The sequence below is a fragment of the Pseudomonas juntendi genome, assembly GCF_009932375.1.
GTDB classification, from domain to species: Bacteria; Pseudomonadota; Gammaproteobacteria; order Pseudomonadales; family Pseudomonadaceae; genus Aquipseudomonas; species Aquipseudomonas juntendi.
Genome location: NZ_BLJG01000221.1, coordinates 1 through 15,666, shown reverse-complemented (window position 1 = coordinate 15,666; position 15,666 = coordinate 1). Strand labels below are relative to the sequence as shown.

General features: G+C 63.0%; 12 protein-coding genes. 9 read left to right on the top strand and 3 right to left on the bottom strand.

Annotation, left to right across the window (positions count from 1 at the left end; translation table 11 throughout):
• Nucleotides 1–187: 187 nt before the first annotated feature.
• A complete protein-coding gene (locus GYA94_RS22570) occupies nucleotides 188–1,147 on the bottom strand; it encodes a glucokinase (protein ID WP_029885497.1) in 960 nt (319 codons plus the stop codon).
• Nucleotides 1,144–2,970 carry a phosphogluconate dehydratase gene (gene edd, locus GYA94_RS22565; RefSeq protein WP_009683397.1) on the bottom strand — a complete coding sequence of 609 codons (1,827 nt, stop codon included), beginning with the start codon at nucleotides 2,968–2,970 and terminating at the stop codon, nucleotides 1,144–1,146. Before edd ends, GYA94_RS22570 begins: the two co-directional genes overlap by 4 nt.
• A gap of 264 nt (nucleotides 2,971–3,234) precedes the next feature.
• On the opposite strand from edd, the gene gap reads away from it, so the two are divergent.
• From gap to GYA94_RS22535, 6 genes are all read left to right on the top strand, one after another.
• Nucleotides 3,235–4,236, top strand: coding sequence for a type I glyceraldehyde-3-phosphate dehydrogenase (gap, locus tag GYA94_RS22560; RefSeq protein WP_054881597.1), 1,002 nt, complete (start codon nucleotides 3,235–3,237; stop codon nucleotides 4,234–4,236).
• 191 nt (nucleotides 4,237–4,427) lie between these two features.
• Nucleotides 4,428–4,940: an RNA polymerase sigma factor gene (locus tag GYA94_RS22555; protein ID WP_161893136.1), complete on the top strand. Its 513-nt coding sequence runs from the start codon at nucleotides 4,428–4,430 to the stop codon at nucleotides 4,938–4,940.
• A 90-nt stretch (nucleotides 4,941–5,030) separates the two neighbouring features.
• Nucleotides 5,031–5,993 (top strand): FecR family protein, encoded by a 963-nt coding sequence (locus GYA94_RS22550; RefSeq protein ID WP_161893135.1) that lies wholly within the window; start codon nucleotides 5,031–5,033, stop codon nucleotides 5,991–5,993.
• 180 nt (nucleotides 5,994–6,173) lie between these two features.
• Nucleotides 6,174–8,762 (top strand): TonB-dependent receptor, encoded by a 2,589-nt coding sequence (locus tag GYA94_RS22545; protein WP_161893134.1) that lies wholly within the window; start codon nucleotides 6,174–6,176, stop codon nucleotides 8,760–8,762.
• 160 nt (nucleotides 8,763–8,922) lie between these two features.
• Nucleotides 8,923–9,516 carry a biliverdin-producing heme oxygenase gene (locus GYA94_RS22540; RefSeq protein WP_161893133.1) on the top strand — a complete coding sequence of 198 codons (594 nt, stop codon included), beginning with the start codon at nucleotides 8,923–8,925 and terminating at the stop codon, nucleotides 9,514–9,516.
• 54 nt (nucleotides 9,517–9,570) lie between these two features.
• Nucleotides 9,571–9,984: a YbaN family protein gene (locus GYA94_RS22535; RefSeq protein ID WP_054890324.1), complete on the top strand. Its 414-nt coding sequence runs from the start codon at nucleotides 9,571–9,573 to the stop codon at nucleotides 9,982–9,984.
• Here the strand turns inward: GYA94_RS22535 and arcD (GYA94_RS22530) are convergent.
• Complete coding sequence (arcD, locus tag GYA94_RS22530; RefSeq protein ID WP_161893132.1) at nucleotides 9,964–11,391, bottom strand: arginine-ornithine antiporter; 1,428 nt, start codon at nucleotides 11,389–11,391, stop codon at nucleotides 9,964–9,966. The genes GYA94_RS22535 and arcD (GYA94_RS22530) overlap by 21 nt on opposite strands.
• A gap of 435 nt (nucleotides 11,392–11,826) precedes the next feature.
• Between arcD (GYA94_RS22530) and arcD (GYA94_RS22525) the strand changes: the two genes are divergently transcribed.
• The 3 genes from arcD (GYA94_RS22525) (at nucleotide 11,827) to GYA94_RS22515 (ending at nucleotide 15,619) form a co-directional block, all read left to right on the top strand.
• A complete protein-coding gene (arcD, locus tag GYA94_RS22525) occupies nucleotides 11,827–13,254 on the top strand; it encodes an arginine-ornithine antiporter (protein ID WP_009683388.1) in 1,428 nt (475 codons plus the stop codon).
• Between the two features lie 32 nt (nucleotides 13,255–13,286).
• On the top strand, nucleotides 13,287–14,540 hold the full coding sequence (arcA, locus tag GYA94_RS22520) for an arginine deiminase (RefSeq protein WP_009683387.1): 1,254 nt from the start codon (nucleotides 13,287–13,289) through the stop codon (nucleotides 14,538–14,540).
• 68 nt (nucleotides 14,541–14,608) lie between these two features.
• Entirely contained in the window at nucleotides 14,609–15,619 is a 1,011-nt protein-coding gene (locus GYA94_RS22515; RefSeq protein ID WP_009683386.1) for an ornithine carbamoyltransferase, read from the top strand.
• Nucleotides 15,620–15,666 lie beyond the last annotated feature (47 nt).

Below are 15,666 nucleotides of genomic sequence, written 5' to 3'. Positions count from 1 at the left end.
GACCATCAGGATCGATTGGCCGGCAGTGGTGAAGGTGTTGCTGCCTTTCTCTTCTTGGTTACAGGTCTTTTGCTGCCTGTTTTTATTGGGGCTGCTTTGCAGCCCTTCGCGGGCTTGCCCGCTCCTACAGGGATCGCAGCACCTGTAGGAGCGGGCAAGCCCGCGAAGGGCCGCAAAGCGGCCCCAGTCAATGGTCCAGCGCTTGCTGCAACGCCACACCCGCCCCCAGCAACCCGGAAAACTCCGCCGTCACCAGCCACACCGGCACACCCGCAAAGTAGCCGCTCATGCAGCCCTTGTCGGCAAAGCTGGCGGCGAACCCGCTGCGCAGGAACAACTCGGCAAACCGCGGGATGACCCCGCCAACGATATAGACCCCACCGCGCGCGCCCAAGGTAAGCACATTGTTCCCGGCCACGCGCCCCAGGAACCGGCAGAACTGCTCGATCACCGCCAGTGCCCGTGGCTCGCCGCCCAGCGCTGCATCGGTGATCTGCGCCGGGGACGTGTGCCGTGGGGTGTCGCCGTCCAGCGCACACAGGGCCTGGTAAAGCCGTACCAGGCCACCCCCGCTGAGTACCGTCTCGGCACTGACATGGCCGATTTGCTGGTGGATCTGCTGGTGGATCGCCGCTTCGCGGGCGTTGCCCACCGGCAGGTCCACATGCCCGCCTTCGCCCGGCAAGGCCTGCCAGTGCTGCCCGCCAAGGCGCAGCAGCGAACCCACGCCAAGGCCGGTGCCCGGGCCGATCACCAGTGCCGGGCGCGTTGGGTCTGCCTGCCCGGGGCACACCTGGCGCACTTCGCCTTCTTGCAGGCGGGTCATGCCCAACGCCATGGCGGTGAAATCATTGATCAACACCAGCCGCTCGACCTGCAAGGTCTTGCAGAACGCCAGGCGGCTCAGGCGCCAGTGGTTGTTGGTGAAGCGAAACTCGTCGCCCTCGACCGGCCCTGCCACCGCCAGGCACACCGCGGCCAGGCCGCCGCGGGCGATGCCCTGGCCATGCAGATAGGCCTCGATAGCCTGCTCCGGGCTGGTGTAGTCCGCGGTAGCGAAGACTTTTACCTCGTGCAACTGGTTGTCACGCCACAACGCAAAACGGGCGTTGGTGCCGCCGATATCGCCAACCAGCAGGTCCTTCATTTAAGGTTCTCCAGGGCAGAGGTGAAGGCACTGGCGCCCTGCTCTGCCGGGCTGAACGCCATGCGCATGAAGCCGAACAGCTCGCGCCCGCACCCCAGGTCATTGCCCTGGGGCGCCGGCGGCAGGTCGCGGCTGGCCAGTTCTTCGGCCGATACCAGTACCCGCAGCGTGCCTTCGACACCATCAACGCGCACCATATCACCATCGCGCACCCGTGCCAGCGGGCCACCGTCATAGGCTTCGGGGCACACGTGGATCGCCGCCGGGATCTTGCCCGAGGCGCCGGACATGCGCCCGTCGGTAACCAGCGCCACCTTGAAGCCGCGGTCTTGCAGCACGCCCAGGAACGGCGTGAGCTTGTGCAGCTCGGGCATGCCATTGCAACGGGGGCCCTGGAAGCGCACCACCGCCACGAAATCACACTCCAGCTCACCGGCCTTGAACGCATCGGCCAGCGACTGCTGATCGTGGAACACCCGCGCCGGGGCCTCGACCACCTGGTGCTCGGCAGCTACAGCCGAAACCTTCATCACGCCACGCCCCAGGTTGCCCTCCATCACCCGCAGGCCGCCTTCGGCCGAGAACGGCCGCGCGACCGGGCGCAGGATGCTTTCGTCCAGGCTTTGCAGCGGGCCTTCGCGCCATACCAGCTTGCCATCATCGAGGAACGGCTCCTGGGTGTAACGGCGCAGGCCATGGCCGGCGACGGTGTTGACGTCTTCGTGCAGCAGGCCGGCATCGAGCAGCTCGCGGATCAGGAAGGCCATGCCGCCAGCGGCCTGGAAGTGGTTGATATCAGCCTTGCCGTTGGGGTAGACATGCGACAGGGTGGGCACGACCTCGGAGAGGTCGGCCATGTCCTGCCAGGTCAGCTGTATGCCGGCAGCCTGGGCAATTGCCGGGATGTGCAGGGTATGGTTGGTGGAGCCACCCGTGGCGTGCAGGGCAACGATGGAGTTGACCAGCGCCTTCTCGTCGACGATTTCGCCCAGCGGCATGAAGCTGCCACTGGCCTTGGTCATGCGCGTGACCTGTTGCGCGGCCTCGGCGGTGAGCGCATCGCGCAGCGGCGTGTACGGGTTGACGAACGACGCGCCAGGCAGATGCAGGCCCATCACCTCCATCACCAGCTGGTTGGTATTGGCGGTGCCGTAGAAGGTGCAGGTACCCGGGCTGTGATAGGAATTCATCTCCGACTCCAGCAGCTCCTCGCGGCTGGCCTTGCCTTCGGCATAGCGCTGGCGCACGTCGGCCTTCTGCTTGTTGGAAATGCCGGAAACCATCGGCCCGCCCGGCACGAAAATGGTCGGCAAGTGGCCAAAGCGCAACGCGCCCATCATCAGCCCGGGGACGATCTTGTCGCAAATGCCCAGCATCAGCGCGGCGTCGAACATGTTGTGCGACAGCGCTACCGCAGTGGACATGGCAATCACTTCCCGGCTGGCGATAGCCAGTTCCATGCCCGGCTCACCCTGTGTCACGCCGTCGCACATGGCCGGCACGCCACCGGCGAACTGGCCGACCGAGCCGACCTCGCGCAGGGCCTGCTTGATCTGCTCGGGGAAGTGCAGGTACGGCTGGTGGGCCGACAGCATGTCGTTGTAGGCCGAGACGATGGCCACGTTGGCGGCGTTCATCAGGCGCAGCGTTTGCTTGTCGTCGCTGCCGCAACCGGCCACCCCGTGGGCGAAGTTGGCGCACTGCAGGCTGGCGCGCATGGGCCCGTCACTGGCCGCGCCGCGAATCAGCTGCAGGTAGCGTTCGCGGGTGGCTCGGCTGCGTTCGACCAGCCGCTGGGTGACCTCAAGGATGCGCGGATGCATGTACTGGACTCCAGACTAATTGTAAGGGCGGTTTACCGGGCATTTCCCCTCCAACCGATTGCCGCCTAGGCTCAAGACCAGGAGCCCGCTGCATCGGTAGAGGCATCTTGCCCCACCACTCGTTGTATGTTTAAACAAAATACTGCCACTAAAAAGGCTTGTTTTCTATCTGATAGTGAATAATCTTGTAATTCCAACAACAAAACCGTTTCAGTGAAGCTCCTTTGTGCCACAGGTTTCACTCGGACTGCCAGAGGTACTGCCATGACCCTTCGCATCGCCATCAATGGATTCGGCCGCATCGGCCGCAACGTCCTGCGCGCACTGTATACCCAAGGCTACCGCCAGGACTTGCAGGTCGTCGCCATCAACGACCTGGGCGACAGCGCCATGAACGCCCACCTTCTCAAGTACGACAGCGTGCACGGTACCTTCGACGCCACGGTCGAGGCCGACCACGAAAGCCTCACGGTCAATGGTGACCGTATCGCGGTCAGTGCCATTCGCAACCCGGCCGAACTGCCGTGGAAGGCTGAAGCGATCGATGTGGTGTTCGAATGCACCGGGTTGTTTACCGAGCGGGCCAAGGCAGCTGCCCACCTCGCCGCCGGGGCGGGCAAGGTGATTGTCTCGGCGCCGGCCAAAGGGGCTGATGCCACCGTGGTGTACGGGGTCAACCATGACGTGCTGCGGGCTTCGCACCAGGTCATTTCCAACGCCTCGTGCACCACCAACTGCCTGGCACCGATCGCCCAGGTGCTGCACCGCGAGTTCGGCATCGAGCAAGGCCTGATGACCACCATCCACGCCTATACCAACGACCAGGTGCTGACCGACGTTTACCACAGCGACCCGTACCGCGCGCGCTCGGCAACCCAGTCGATGATCCCCAGCAAGACCGGCGCGGCCGAGGCGGTAGGCCTGGTACTGCCGGAACTGGCCGGCAAACTGACCGGTATGGCCGTGCGGGTGCCGGTGATCAACGTGTCGCTGGTGGACCTGACCGTGAACCTCAAGCGCGAGGCCACCGCCGAGCAGGTCAACCAGTTGTTCCTCGAGGCGAGCAAGCATTCCAAGGTCTTGGGCTACAACGCGTTGCCATTGGTTTCCTGCGATTTCAACCACAACCCGCTGTCGTCGATCTTCGATGCCAACCACACCCGCGCCAACGGGCGCATGCTCAAGGTGCTGGCCTGGTATGACAACGAGTGGGGCTTCAGCAACCGCATGCTGGATAACTGCCTGGCGTTGTGCAGGGCACGGTGAGCCTGACGGGGCACTTTGGGCGCCTGTGAGACCCGGCGCCGCGCAGGCGGCGCTCGGTCTCGAATACACAGAACATCCTCCCCCAGCCACCAGCGGGCTCACAATCTTTACCTTTTCCTAACATTTCCAGACTTGACCTTCTGCATAGATGATAAGCATTATCATTAGCTTTTGGTCGGTCAGGTCTTCTCGTGAGTCACTCCCGGTTCAACGCCGTCTTCCTCCTCCAGCGCCTTTCCCTGCTGCGCACCCTGCAGCGCATGGTCGGCAACCCCAGCACCGCCGAGGACCTGCTGCAGGAAACCTACCTGCGGGTGTCGCGCGCCCTGGGCGAGCGGCCTGTCGAGCACATCGAACCCTTCGTGTTCCAGACGGCCCGCAACCTGGCGCTCGACCACTTGCGCGCCCGCCGGGTGCAGGCCCGCATGCTGGTCGACGACGTGCCCGACGAGGTGCTGCACAGCGTGGCCGCACCGGCCAGCAGCAGCGAGGATGCCGCGCACGCCGAACAACTGCTCAAGCACCTGAGCATCAGCCTGAACCAGCTGAGCGAGCGCCAGCAGCGCATCTTCATTCTCAGCCGCCTGCATGGCGCCACCTACCTGGAAATTGCCGAGCAACTGAATGTTTCGGCCAGTACGGTACAAAAGGAACTGAAGCTGATCATGGCCATCTGCATGGGCGTCGCCGAGCGCCTGAAGTGAACCGGCCGCTGGCCAGCCCCTCAACGTAAAGCCCTTGCCACACCACGCCGCAGCCTTGATCATTTGCAAAAAACCACGCAAGGATTCCCCGTGACCGACAGCCCCGCCCCTCGCCCGTCACCTGCCGGGCCCAATGCCCGTGCGCGTGCCATGGACGAGGCGCTGGAATGGCTGGTACGCCTGCAAGGCGCCGATGCCGACGACACCCTCGCCTTCCAGGCCTGGTTGAGCGCAGCGCCAGAAAACGCCGAAGCCTATGTCGAGGCAGAAGCGCTGTGGAACGGTATGCCGCTGCACCAGGTGGCCACGCAGATGCACCGGCAGCAGCGCCGGTCGTGGCGCGGGCGCCTGCGCAGCCACTGGAAGCCGTTGGCGACGGCAGCCGTGCTGCTGGTTGGGCTGGTGACCTTCGGCAACCTGCCGACACGCCTGCAGGCCGACCACCTGACCGTGGTCGGCGAACGCCAGCGCCTACAACTGGACGATGGCGCAAAGGTGCTGCTGAACACCAATTCGGCGTTCGCCAGTGACCGCCGCGGCGGCCGCCAGGTCGCGCGCCTGCTGCAGGGTGAAGCCTACTTCCAGGTGCCGCAGAACGCGCGGATGCCGCTGGAAGTCCAGGCCGGGCCATTGCGCGCGCAAGCACGCGATACCGATTTCGCCGTGCGCTACCTCAACGGTGAAGCGCAACTGCGGGTGCAGCGCGGCGATGTCGATCTGCAAGGTGCGCGTGACCAGCGCATACGCCTCAGCGCTGGCGACAGCATCAGTGTGGGCCCCCAGGGCATTGGCCAGCGCCAGCGCCCCGACATGCACAAGGACCTGGCCTGGGTCGATGGCCGCCTGGTGTTCGAAAACTGCCCGCTGAGCCAGGTACTGGCCGAAGTCCGGCGCTATTACCCCGGCTGGATCATCAACCGCAATACCCAGCTGGATGACGTTGCCGTAACCGGCAACTACCGCCTCGACCAGCCGCTGGAAACCCTGCGCGCGCTGGCTCACATCACCTCCGCCCAGTTGCATGAGTACCCGGCGCTGGTCATCCTGAACTGACTGTTTGCCTCCCCTACGGTCACGCCGCCGCGCAGCCCGGCATGCCTGTTCAAAGCTTTTGCATTTATTTTTACGCGGTTCTGCACCCCCATCCGTCTCGTTATAGCCAATGCAACTGATTCTTGTTTAACAAACGAGAACAGACACCTATAACTGTCTGCACGTTTGGGAGCGCTTCCGATGTACACAGGTATTACCCGCTCGTCTTCCCTTCCCCGCCGTACCGGGCAGCTTTCGCTGCTGACCTTGGCATTGCTCGCCAGCGGCGCCTGCAGCCTGCCGGCGCTGGCTGCCGAACCGGCCCGCGCCAGCAGCCCGCGCATGGGCGATTACCGCTTCAGCATCGGCCAGCAACCGCTGGTGTCGGCCATCAACGCCTTCAGCCAGGTCACCGGTTGGCAGGTTGGCTTCAGCGCCGAGTTGGCCGAAGGCGTGGCCTCACCCGGAGTACAGGGTGCGCTGCCGCCAGATGCCGCGCTCAAGCGCCTGTTGCAGGGCACCGGGCTGAGCTTTCGCAAGATCGGCAATGCCAATGTGGTACTCGAACGCCAGGCCGCGAACAATGTGATCGCGCTGCAGCAAGTGACCGTCAGCGCCACCCGCAGTGCCCAGGACGTGAGCCAGGTGCCGAGCACGGTCAGCGTGCAGACCCGAGCGCAACTGGACCGCCAGAACGTCAACAACATCCAGGACCTGGTGCGTTACGAACCGGGTGTATCGGTGGCCGGCACCGGCCAGCGCAGTGGCCTGAACGGCTACAACATTCGCGGTATCGACGGCGAGCGGATTCTCACCCAGGTCGACGGTGTGGCGATCCCCGACAGTTTCTTCTACGGCCCCTACGCGCAAACCCAACGCAACTATGTCGACCCGGAAATCGTCAAGCGCGTGGAAATCCTGCGCGGCCCGGCCTCGGTGCTATATGGCAGCAATGCGATCGGCGGCGCGGTCAGCTACTTCACCCTCGACCCCGACGACATCATCAAGCCAGGCAAGGATGTTGGCGCACGCCTGAAAAGCGGTTACAGCTCGGCGGACGAAAGCTGGCTGACCTCGGCCACCGTCGCCGGGCGCCAGGGCGATGTCGACGGCCTGCTGCACCTGAGCCAGCGCAATGGCCACGAGACCGAGACCCAAGGCCACCACAGCGGCGCAGGCCTGGCCCGTACCGAAGCCAACCCGATGGACGTGCGCACCACCAACGTGCTGGCCAAGGCAGGCTGGAACTACGCTGACGACGCCCGCCTGGGCGTTACTTACGAGCGCTACAAGGACGACCGCGACCAGAACATCCTCAGCGCCGCGGGAGGGCCGTTCATACCCGGGTTCGGTGGCATGGGCTACTACAAGGCGCGCAGCGGCAACGACACCATCACCCGCGAACGCTTCGGCATCAACCATGAGTTCGGCCTGGACACGCTGTTCGCTGACCAGGTGAAGTGGAGCCTGAACTACCAGGTCGCCAAGACCGACCAGCACACCGATGAAATCTATGCGCCACCTGGCCGCCAGGTACTGCGCACCCGCGACACCCGTTACAAGGACCGCCAGTGGGTGTTCGATGCCCAGCTGGACAAAGCCTTCAGCATCGGCAGCACCGACCACTTGCTGACCTACGGCACCACCCTCAAGCACGAGAAAATCACCGGGTCGCGCAGTGGCACGGGCACCTGCCTGGCCGTAGGCTCGGGTTGCGCTGCCGCCGGCGCGCCGCGCCCGGCCGACGGCCAGGTGCTGGTCAGTGATTTCCCGGACCCGACCGTGAACACCTACAGCCTGTTCGTGCAGGATGAAATCCGCTGGAACCGCTGGACCTTCCTGCCAGGCGCCCGTTACGACTACACGCGCCTGCAGCCCAAGTTCACCGAGGCGTTCCTGCGTGGCCTGGAGTCCACCGCCACCGCGCCCACCTCCCAGGACGACTCGGACAAGACGTGGCACCGCGTCTCGCCCAAGTTCGGCCTGACCTACGCCTTCGATGACCACTACACCTGGTACGGCCAGTACGCTGAGGGCTTCCGCACGCCGACCGCCAAGTCCATGTACGGGAAATTCGTCAACCTAGACCAAGGCTACCGGGTAGAAGGCAACCCAGGGCTGGAACCTGAAAAGAGCAAGGGCTACGAAACCGGCCTGCGCGGCAACTTCGACGCCGGTAACTTCGACGTGGCGGTGTTCTACAACAAGTACCGCGACTTCATCGACGAAGACGCCGTGCAGAGCGCCAACCTGGAACAGACCTTCCAGGCCAACAACATCAAGCACGCCACCATCAAGGGCGCCGAGGTCAAGGGCCGCCTCAACCTTGACCACTTCGGAGCGCCACAAGGCCTGTATACCCAGGGCTCGATTGCCTATACCTATGGCCGTAACGATGACACCGGCGAACCGCTGAACACGGTCAACCCGCTCAAAGGCGTGTTCGGCCTGGGTTACGAGCAACACAACTATGGTGGCTTGCTGAGCTGGACGCTGGTCAAGCGCAAGACCCGGGTCGACGACAGCACCTTCTACTCGCCAGACGGTTCGAGCACGAAGTTCCGCACGCCAGGCTATGGCGTGCTGGACCTGACCGGTTTCTACAAGGTGACCGACGACGTCACCATCAACGCCGGGCTGTACAACCTGACCGACAAGAAATACTGGCAGTGGGACTCGGTACGCAGCTATGACGGCCAGGGTGAAGCGGCTGTGACCCAGCCGGCCAACATCGACCGTTTGAGCATGCCGGGGCGCAACTTCGGCATCAATGTGGTGTGGGATATCTGAAGGTTTCAGGTTTGCAGCGCCTGTGGGATCAGGCGCCGCCCGCGCGGCGCCCGATCCCACAGGCAACGTAATGACCCGTCTGTACATACCCGGTTTTTTTACTGTTCCGCCCCCGCTGCTTCGTCTTGTCTCTAGACGCCCTCTTTCCAAGGACTGCCCCATGACCGACCGCCCAGCCTTGCGCTCCCAGCGCCTGAACCAGATCACCCACGCCCCGCACGCCGAGCTGGATGCCCTGGTCAAATCCCACGCCCCATTCGACAGCCGCGAAAGTTTCGCCCGCTTCGTGGTCGCCCAGTACCTGTTCCAATCCGAGCTGCAGGCCCTGTACAACGACCCGCAACTGATTGCCATCGTCCCCGACCTGGCCGAGCGCTGCCGGGCCGACCAAGCCCGCCTCGACCTCGCCGACCTCGACACCCAGGTGCCGGCCGCGGTGCCGGGTGCCTTGGCCAATCCGAGCCTGGGCGAGGCAATGGGCTGGATCTTCGTCTCCGAAGGCTCCAAACTGGGCGCTGCGTTTCTGATCAAACGGGCCGCAGCGCTGGGCCTGTCCGACAGCTTCGGCGCCCGGCACCTGGGCGAGCCGGCCGGTGGCCGTGCCGAAGGCTGGAAGCAGTTCACCCGCATCCTGGATGCCCTGGACCTGTCGGCCGAAGAAGACGCGGCTGCCGAGCGCGGCGCAGTAGCGGCATTCGAGCGCTTCACCGAGCTGCTCAAGCATGCCTATGCTGCAGATGCTGCGCTGGTTTGATACGCCTTAGCCGGCCACCCTTCCGGTGGCCGCACCGTTTTTTGCAGTGAGACCATGACCCGACCCGCCCGCTCGAAACTCGCCCGCCTGCTGTATGGAATACTGGCTTACGTGAGCCTGGGGGTGGGTCTGGTCGCGATCGTCATTCCCGGCCTGCCAACCACCGAGTTCATCCTGCTGGCAGCGTGGGCTGCAACGCGCAGTTCGCCACGGTTGTCGGCCTGGCTGGAAAACCACCGCCTGTTCGGGCCGATTCTGTACAACTGGCGCAACGGCAAGGTGATCCAGCGCCGCGCCAAGGTCAGCGCTACCCTCAGCATGCTGCTCTGTGCAGGCCTGATGCTGACCTTTCTTGAACACCACTGGCCGGTATTCCTCGCCATCGCCGGCATGACCCTGGGCAACCTGTGGATCTGGTCACGCCCGGAGCACGCCTGCACAGCCCCGTCACAAGCTCAGCAACCCTGAGTACAGGGCGTAGGCGGCCAGCGCCGCGCCTGCCAGCACGGCCGCGAAAATCAGCTTTTCCCACGTGGTGAACAGGGTTTGCCGCTGCTCATGCTTGGCCCTGGCGAACAGGATCACGCCCGGGGCATACAGCAACGCCGACAACAGCAGGTACTTGAGCCCGCCGGCATACAGCAGCCAGATGGCGTAGAGCAAGGCAACCAGCGCCACCAGCACGTCTTTGCGCCGCAACCGTGGCTGCGCGGCGTAGCTCTCGCCACGCACCGCCAGCAGCAGCGCATAGGCCGCCGACCACAGGTAAGGCACCAGGATCATCGACGACGCCAGGTAGATCAGGCTGGTGTAGGTACCGGCTGAGAACAACGTGATCAGCAGGAAACCCTGGATCATGCAGTTGGTGAGCCACAGGGCATTGGCCGGTACATGGTTGGCGTTTTCCTTGGCCAGGAAGCGCGGCATGGTCTTGTCACGAGCGGTGGCGTAAAGAATCTCGGCACACAACAATGCCCAGGAAAGCAACGCCCCCAGCAGCGAAACCGCCAGGCCGATACTGATCAGCAATGCGCCCCAAGGGCCAACGATATGCTCCAGCACCGACGCCAGCGAAGGGTTCTGCAAACCGGCAAGCTCCGGCTGGGTCATCACCCCGAGGGCCAGCACGTTGACCAGCACCAGCAGCGCCAGCACACCGAGAAAGCCTATGACCGTAGCCTTGCCCACATCGGAGCGGCGCTGGGCCCGCCCGGAGTAGACGCTGGCGCCCTCGATGCCGATGAACACGAATACGGTCACCAGCATCATGTTGCGCACCTGCTCCAGCACACCCCCGAACTGAGGGTTGCTCAACCCCCAGATATCCCGGGTGAAGATATCGGCGCGGAAGGCGAATGCGGCAATCACCACGAAAATCAGGATGGGCACCACTTTGGCCACGGTTGTCACCTGGTTGATGAACGCCGCCTCCTTGATGCCGCGCAAGACCAGAAAGTGCACCGCCCACAGCAGCAATGACGCACAGCCGATGGCAATGGGCGTATTGCCCTCGCCAAACACCGGGAAGTAGAAGCCCAAGGTGCTGAACAGCAGCACGAAGTAGCCGACGTTGCCCAGCCAGGCACTGATCCAGTAGCCCCATGCCGATGAAAAGCCCATGTAGTCGCCAAACCCGGCCTTGGCGTAGGCGTACACCCCCGAGTCCAGTTCCGGCTTGCGGTTGGCCAGGGTCTGGAACACGAAGGCCAGGGCCAGCATGCCCACGGCAGTGATGGCCCAGCCGATCAGCACCGCCCCCACATCGGCACGCGCCGCCATGTTCTGCGGCAACGAGAATATGCCGCCGCCAATCATCGAGCCGACCACCAACGCGATCAGCGCGCCCAAGCGTAGCTTCTGACCCGGTTCGCTCATGTATCCCCCGTTTTTTTCGCCAATGTCATACGGATGCAACAGCGTTTGAGGCCATATAGAAACGCTTACTTATAGTGAACCCGCTCACAAAAATAACTGCGGTAATAACAGTTTTATCTATAAACAGATTCTGTAAAAACTAGCAGCTAGATAGTCACTGGAAAAGAAATTGATAAAACTCGAAATATGCGTAAAAAAGTGGCGAAAGCCGGGAAAGCGGCTAGCGTCAAGCATCGCAGGCTGAACAGAGCGTTTGCTCTAGAATGACATGGAGGTGCCAGTGCGCAAGGCCTGCAGCTTGAGATGTCGGCACACTCCAGGAGCACCGTGAAGGTTTTTTCCTACTTCACGGCACCATGACCTGACCCACGTCAGCGAATGGCTGAGACGGCGGATTTATGCTGTCGTCAACTTTCTCCTGGCAGGAGTTGTTAAATGTCTGATTCATCCGGAAAATTGAAACTCGGTGCATTAGTCGCACTCGTGGTCGGCTCGATGATTGGCGGCGGCATATTCTCCCTGCCGCAGAACATGGCGGCCAGCGCAGGGGTTGGCGCGGTACTGATCGGCTGGGCCATCACTGCCGTGGGCATGCTGACCCTGGCCTTCGTGTTCCAGACCCTGGCCAACCGCAAACCAGACCTCGATGGCGGGGTGTATGCCTACGCCAAGGCCGGCTTTGGCGACTACATGGGCTTTTCTTCGGCCTGGGGCTACTGGATCAGTGCCTGGCTGGGCAACGTCGGCTACTTCGTGCTGCTGTTCAGCACCCTGGGCTACTTCTTCCCGGTCTTTGGCGAGGGCAACACGCCAGCCGCCATCATCGGTGCCTCGCTACTGCTATGGGCCGTGCATTTCCTGGTCTTGCGCGGCATCAAGGAAGCGGCGTTCATCAACCTGGTGACCACCGTGGCCAAGGTGGTGCCGCTGGTGCTGTTCGCCCTTATCTGCCTGTTCGCCTTCAAGCTGGACATCTTCACAGCAGACATCTGGGGCCGGGGCACGCCCGAACTGGGCAGTGTGATGAACCAAGTTCGCAACATGATGCTGGTCACCGTATGGGTGTTCATCGGTATCGAGGGTGCGAGCATCTTCTCGTCACGCGCCGAAAAGCGCGCCGACGTGGGCAAGGCCACGGTCATCGGCTTCGTGACCGTGCTGTTGTTCCTGGTACTGGTCAATGTGCTGTCGCTGGGCATCATGACCCAACCGGAACTGGCCAAGCTGCAGAACCCGTCGATGGCCGCCGTGCTGGAGCATGTGGTCGGCCACTGGGGGGCGGTACTGATCAGTGTCGGCCTGATCATCTCGTTGCTGGGGGCCTTGCTGTCGTGGGTGCTGCTGTGCGCCGAAATCATGTTCGCCGCCGCCAAGGACCACACCATGCCGGCATTCCTGCGCCGCGAGAACGCCAACCAGGTACCTGCCAATGCGCTGTGGCTGACCAACGCCATGGTGCAGGTCTTCCTGGTGATCACGCTGTTTTCCAGCAGCACCTACCTGTCGCTGATCTACCTCGCCACCTCGATGATTCTGGTGCCCTACCTGTGGTCGGCGGCCTACGCCTTCCTGCTGGCGCTGCGCAGCGAAACCTATGAGCAGGCCCTGGCCGAACGCAAGAAAGACTTGATCATCGGCGCTATCGCCCTGCTGTACGCCATCTGGCTGCTGTACGCCGGCGGTGTGAAATACCTGCTGCTGTCGGCATTGCTGTACGCCCCTGGCGCGATCCTGTTCGCCAAGGCCAAGCGTGAAGTGGGCCAACCCATCTTCACCAACGTGGAAAAACTGATCTTCGCCGCCGTGGTGATCGGCGCCCTGGTGGCAGCCTATGGCCTGTACGACGGCTTCCTGACCCTTTGACCACGCTTTCGTCCCATTGGAGGAATGAAACCATGTCCGCTGAAAAACAGAAGTACGGTGTGCACTCCGAGGCCGGCAAGCTGCGCAAAGTCATGGTGTGCGCACCGGGCCTGGCGCACAAGCGCCTGACGCCGAGCAACTGTGACGAACTGCTGTTCGACGATGTGATCTGGGTCGACCAGGCCAAGCGTGACCACTTCGACTTTGTCACCAAGATGCGTGAGCGTGGCGTGGATGTGCTGGAAATGCACAACCTGCTGACCGACATCGTGCAGCAACCTGAAGCGCTGAAGTGGATTCTGGACCGCAAGATCACCGCCGATACCGTCGGCGTGGGCCTGACCAATGAAGTGCGCAGCTGGCTGGAAGGTCTCGAACCGCGCCACTTGGCCGAATTCCTGATCGGCGGCGTGGCCGGCCAGGACCTGCCGCAGAGCGAAGGCGCCGAAGTGGTCAAGATGTACAACGACTACCTGGGGCACTCCAGCTTCATCCTGCCACCGCTGCCCAACACCCAGTTCACCCGTGATACCACCTGCTGGATCTACGGCGGCGTCACGTTGAACCCGATGTACTGGCCAGCACGGCGCCAGGAAACGCTACTCACCACTGCCATCTACAAATTCCACCCGGCGTTCACCAGCGCCGACTTCCAGGTGTGGTATGGCGACCCGGACAAGGACCACGGCAACGCCACGCTCGAGGGTGGCGACGTGATGCCGATCGGTAATGGCGTGGTGCTGATCGGCATGGGCGAGCGCACCTCGCGCCAGGCCATCGGTCAGCTGGCCCAGAGCCTTTTCGCCCACGGTGCGGTCAGGGAAGTGGTGGTCGCCGGCCTGCCGAAGTCGCGCGCCGCCATGCACCTGGACACCGTGTTCAGCTTCTGCGACCGCGACCTGGTCACGGTCTTCCCGGAAGTGGTCAAGGAAATCGTGCCGTTCATCATTCGCCCGGACGAAAGCAAGCCGTACGGCATGGACGTGCGCCGCGTGAACAAGTCGTTCATCGACGTGGTCGGCGAACAGCTCGGGGTCAAGCTGCGGGTAGTCGAAACCGGCGGCAACAGCTTCGCCGCCGAACGCGAACAGTGGGATGACGGCAACAACGTGGTGGCCCTCGAACCAGGCGTGGTCATCGGCTACGACCGTAATACCTACACCAACACCCTGCTGCGCAAGGCTGGCATCGAGGTCATCACCATCAGCGCCGGCGAACTGGGCCGGGGCCGGGGCGGCGGCCATTGCATGACCTGCCCGATCATCCGTGACCCCATCGATTACTAACGCCCATTACCCCGGCCGCGCTTACCCAGCGGCGGCCGGTGCGTTCACCCTACCCAAGGAGAAAAGTCATGGCGTTCAACATTCACAACCGCAACCTGCTGAGCCTGGAACACCACACCACGCGCGAGTTGCGCTACCTGCTGGACCTGTCCCGCGACCTCAAGCGCGCCAAGTACACCGGCACCGAACAGCAACACCTGAAGGGCAACAACATTGCCCTGATCTTTGAAAAAACCTCCACCCGCACCCGCTGCGCCTTCGAAGTGGCGGCCTACGACCAGGGTGCCAATGTCACCTATATCGACCCCAACTCATCGCAGATCGGCCACAAGGAAAGCATGAAGGACACCGCCCGCGTACTCGGGCGCATGTACGACGCCATCGAATACCGTGGCTTCAAGCAGGAAATCGTCGAAGAGCTGGCCAAGTTCGCCGGGGTGCCGGTGTTCAACGGCCTGACCGACGAATATCACCCTACCCAGATGATCGCCGACGTGCTGACCATGCGCGAGCACAGCGACAAGCCGTTGCACGACATCAGCTACGCCTACCTGGGCGATGCGCGCAACAACATGGGCAACTCGCTGCTGCTGATCGGCGCCAAACTCGGCATGGACGTGCGCATCGCCGCGCCCAAGGCGCTGTGGCCACATGAGGACCTGGTTGAGCGCTGCAAGCAGTACGCAGAAGAAAGTGGCGCGCGTATCACCCTGACCGAAGACCCGCTGGCCGCGGTCAAGGGCGTGGACTTCGTGCACACCGACGTGTGGGTATCGATGGGTGAACCGATCGAGGCCTGGGGCGAGCGTATCAAGCTGCTCAAGCCTTACCAGGTGAATGCGCAACTGATGAAGGCCACTGGCAACCCCCGCACCAAGTTCATGCATTGCCTGCCGGCGTTCCACAACTCCGAAACCAAGGTGGGCAAGCAGATCGCCGAACAGTACCCGGACTTGGCCAACGGCATCGAAGTGACCGACGACGTATTCGAGTCGCCCGCTTGCATTGCCTTCGAGCAGGCGGAAAACCGCATGCATACGATCAAGGCGATCCTGGTTTCGACCCTGGCTGACCTCTGAAAGCGGCAAGCTGCAAGCTGAAAGCTGCAAGCTGAAAGCTGAAAGCT

Coding starts and splice junctions, on each gene's coding strand:
- GYA94_RS22570 (WP_029885497.1), bottom strand. CDS start 1,147: ATGAAGGACCTGCTGGTTGGCGATATCGGCGGCACCAACGCCCGTTTT.
- edd (WP_009683397.1), bottom strand. CDS start 2,970: ATGCATCCGCGCATCCTTGAGGTCACCCAGCGGCTGGTCGAACGCAGC.
- gap (WP_054881597.1), top strand. CDS start 3,235: ATGACCCTTCGCATCGCCATCAATGGATTCGGCCGCATCGGCCGCAAC.
- GYA94_RS22545 (WP_161893134.1), top strand. CDS start 6,174: ATGTACACAGGTATTACCCGCTCGTCTTCCCTTCCCCGCCGTACCGGG.
- GYA94_RS22540 (WP_161893133.1), top strand. CDS start 8,923: ATGACCGACCGCCCAGCCTTGCGCTCCCAGCGCCTGAACCAGATCACC.
- GYA94_RS22535 (WP_054890324.1), top strand. CDS start 9,571: ATGACCCGACCCGCCCGCTCGAAACTCGCCCGCCTGCTGTATGGAATA.
- arcD (WP_161893132.1), bottom strand. CDS start 11,391: ATGAGCGAACCGGGTCAGAAGCTACGCTTGGGCGCGCTGATCGCGTTG.
- arcD (WP_009683388.1), top strand. CDS start 11,827: ATGTCTGATTCATCCGGAAAATTGAAACTCGGTGCATTAGTCGCACTC.
- arcA (WP_009683387.1), top strand. CDS start 13,287: ATGTCCGCTGAAAAACAGAAGTACGGTGTGCACTCCGAGGCCGGCAAG.
- GYA94_RS22515 (WP_009683386.1), top strand. CDS start 14,609: ATGGCGTTCAACATTCACAACCGCAACCTGCTGAGCCTGGAACACCAC.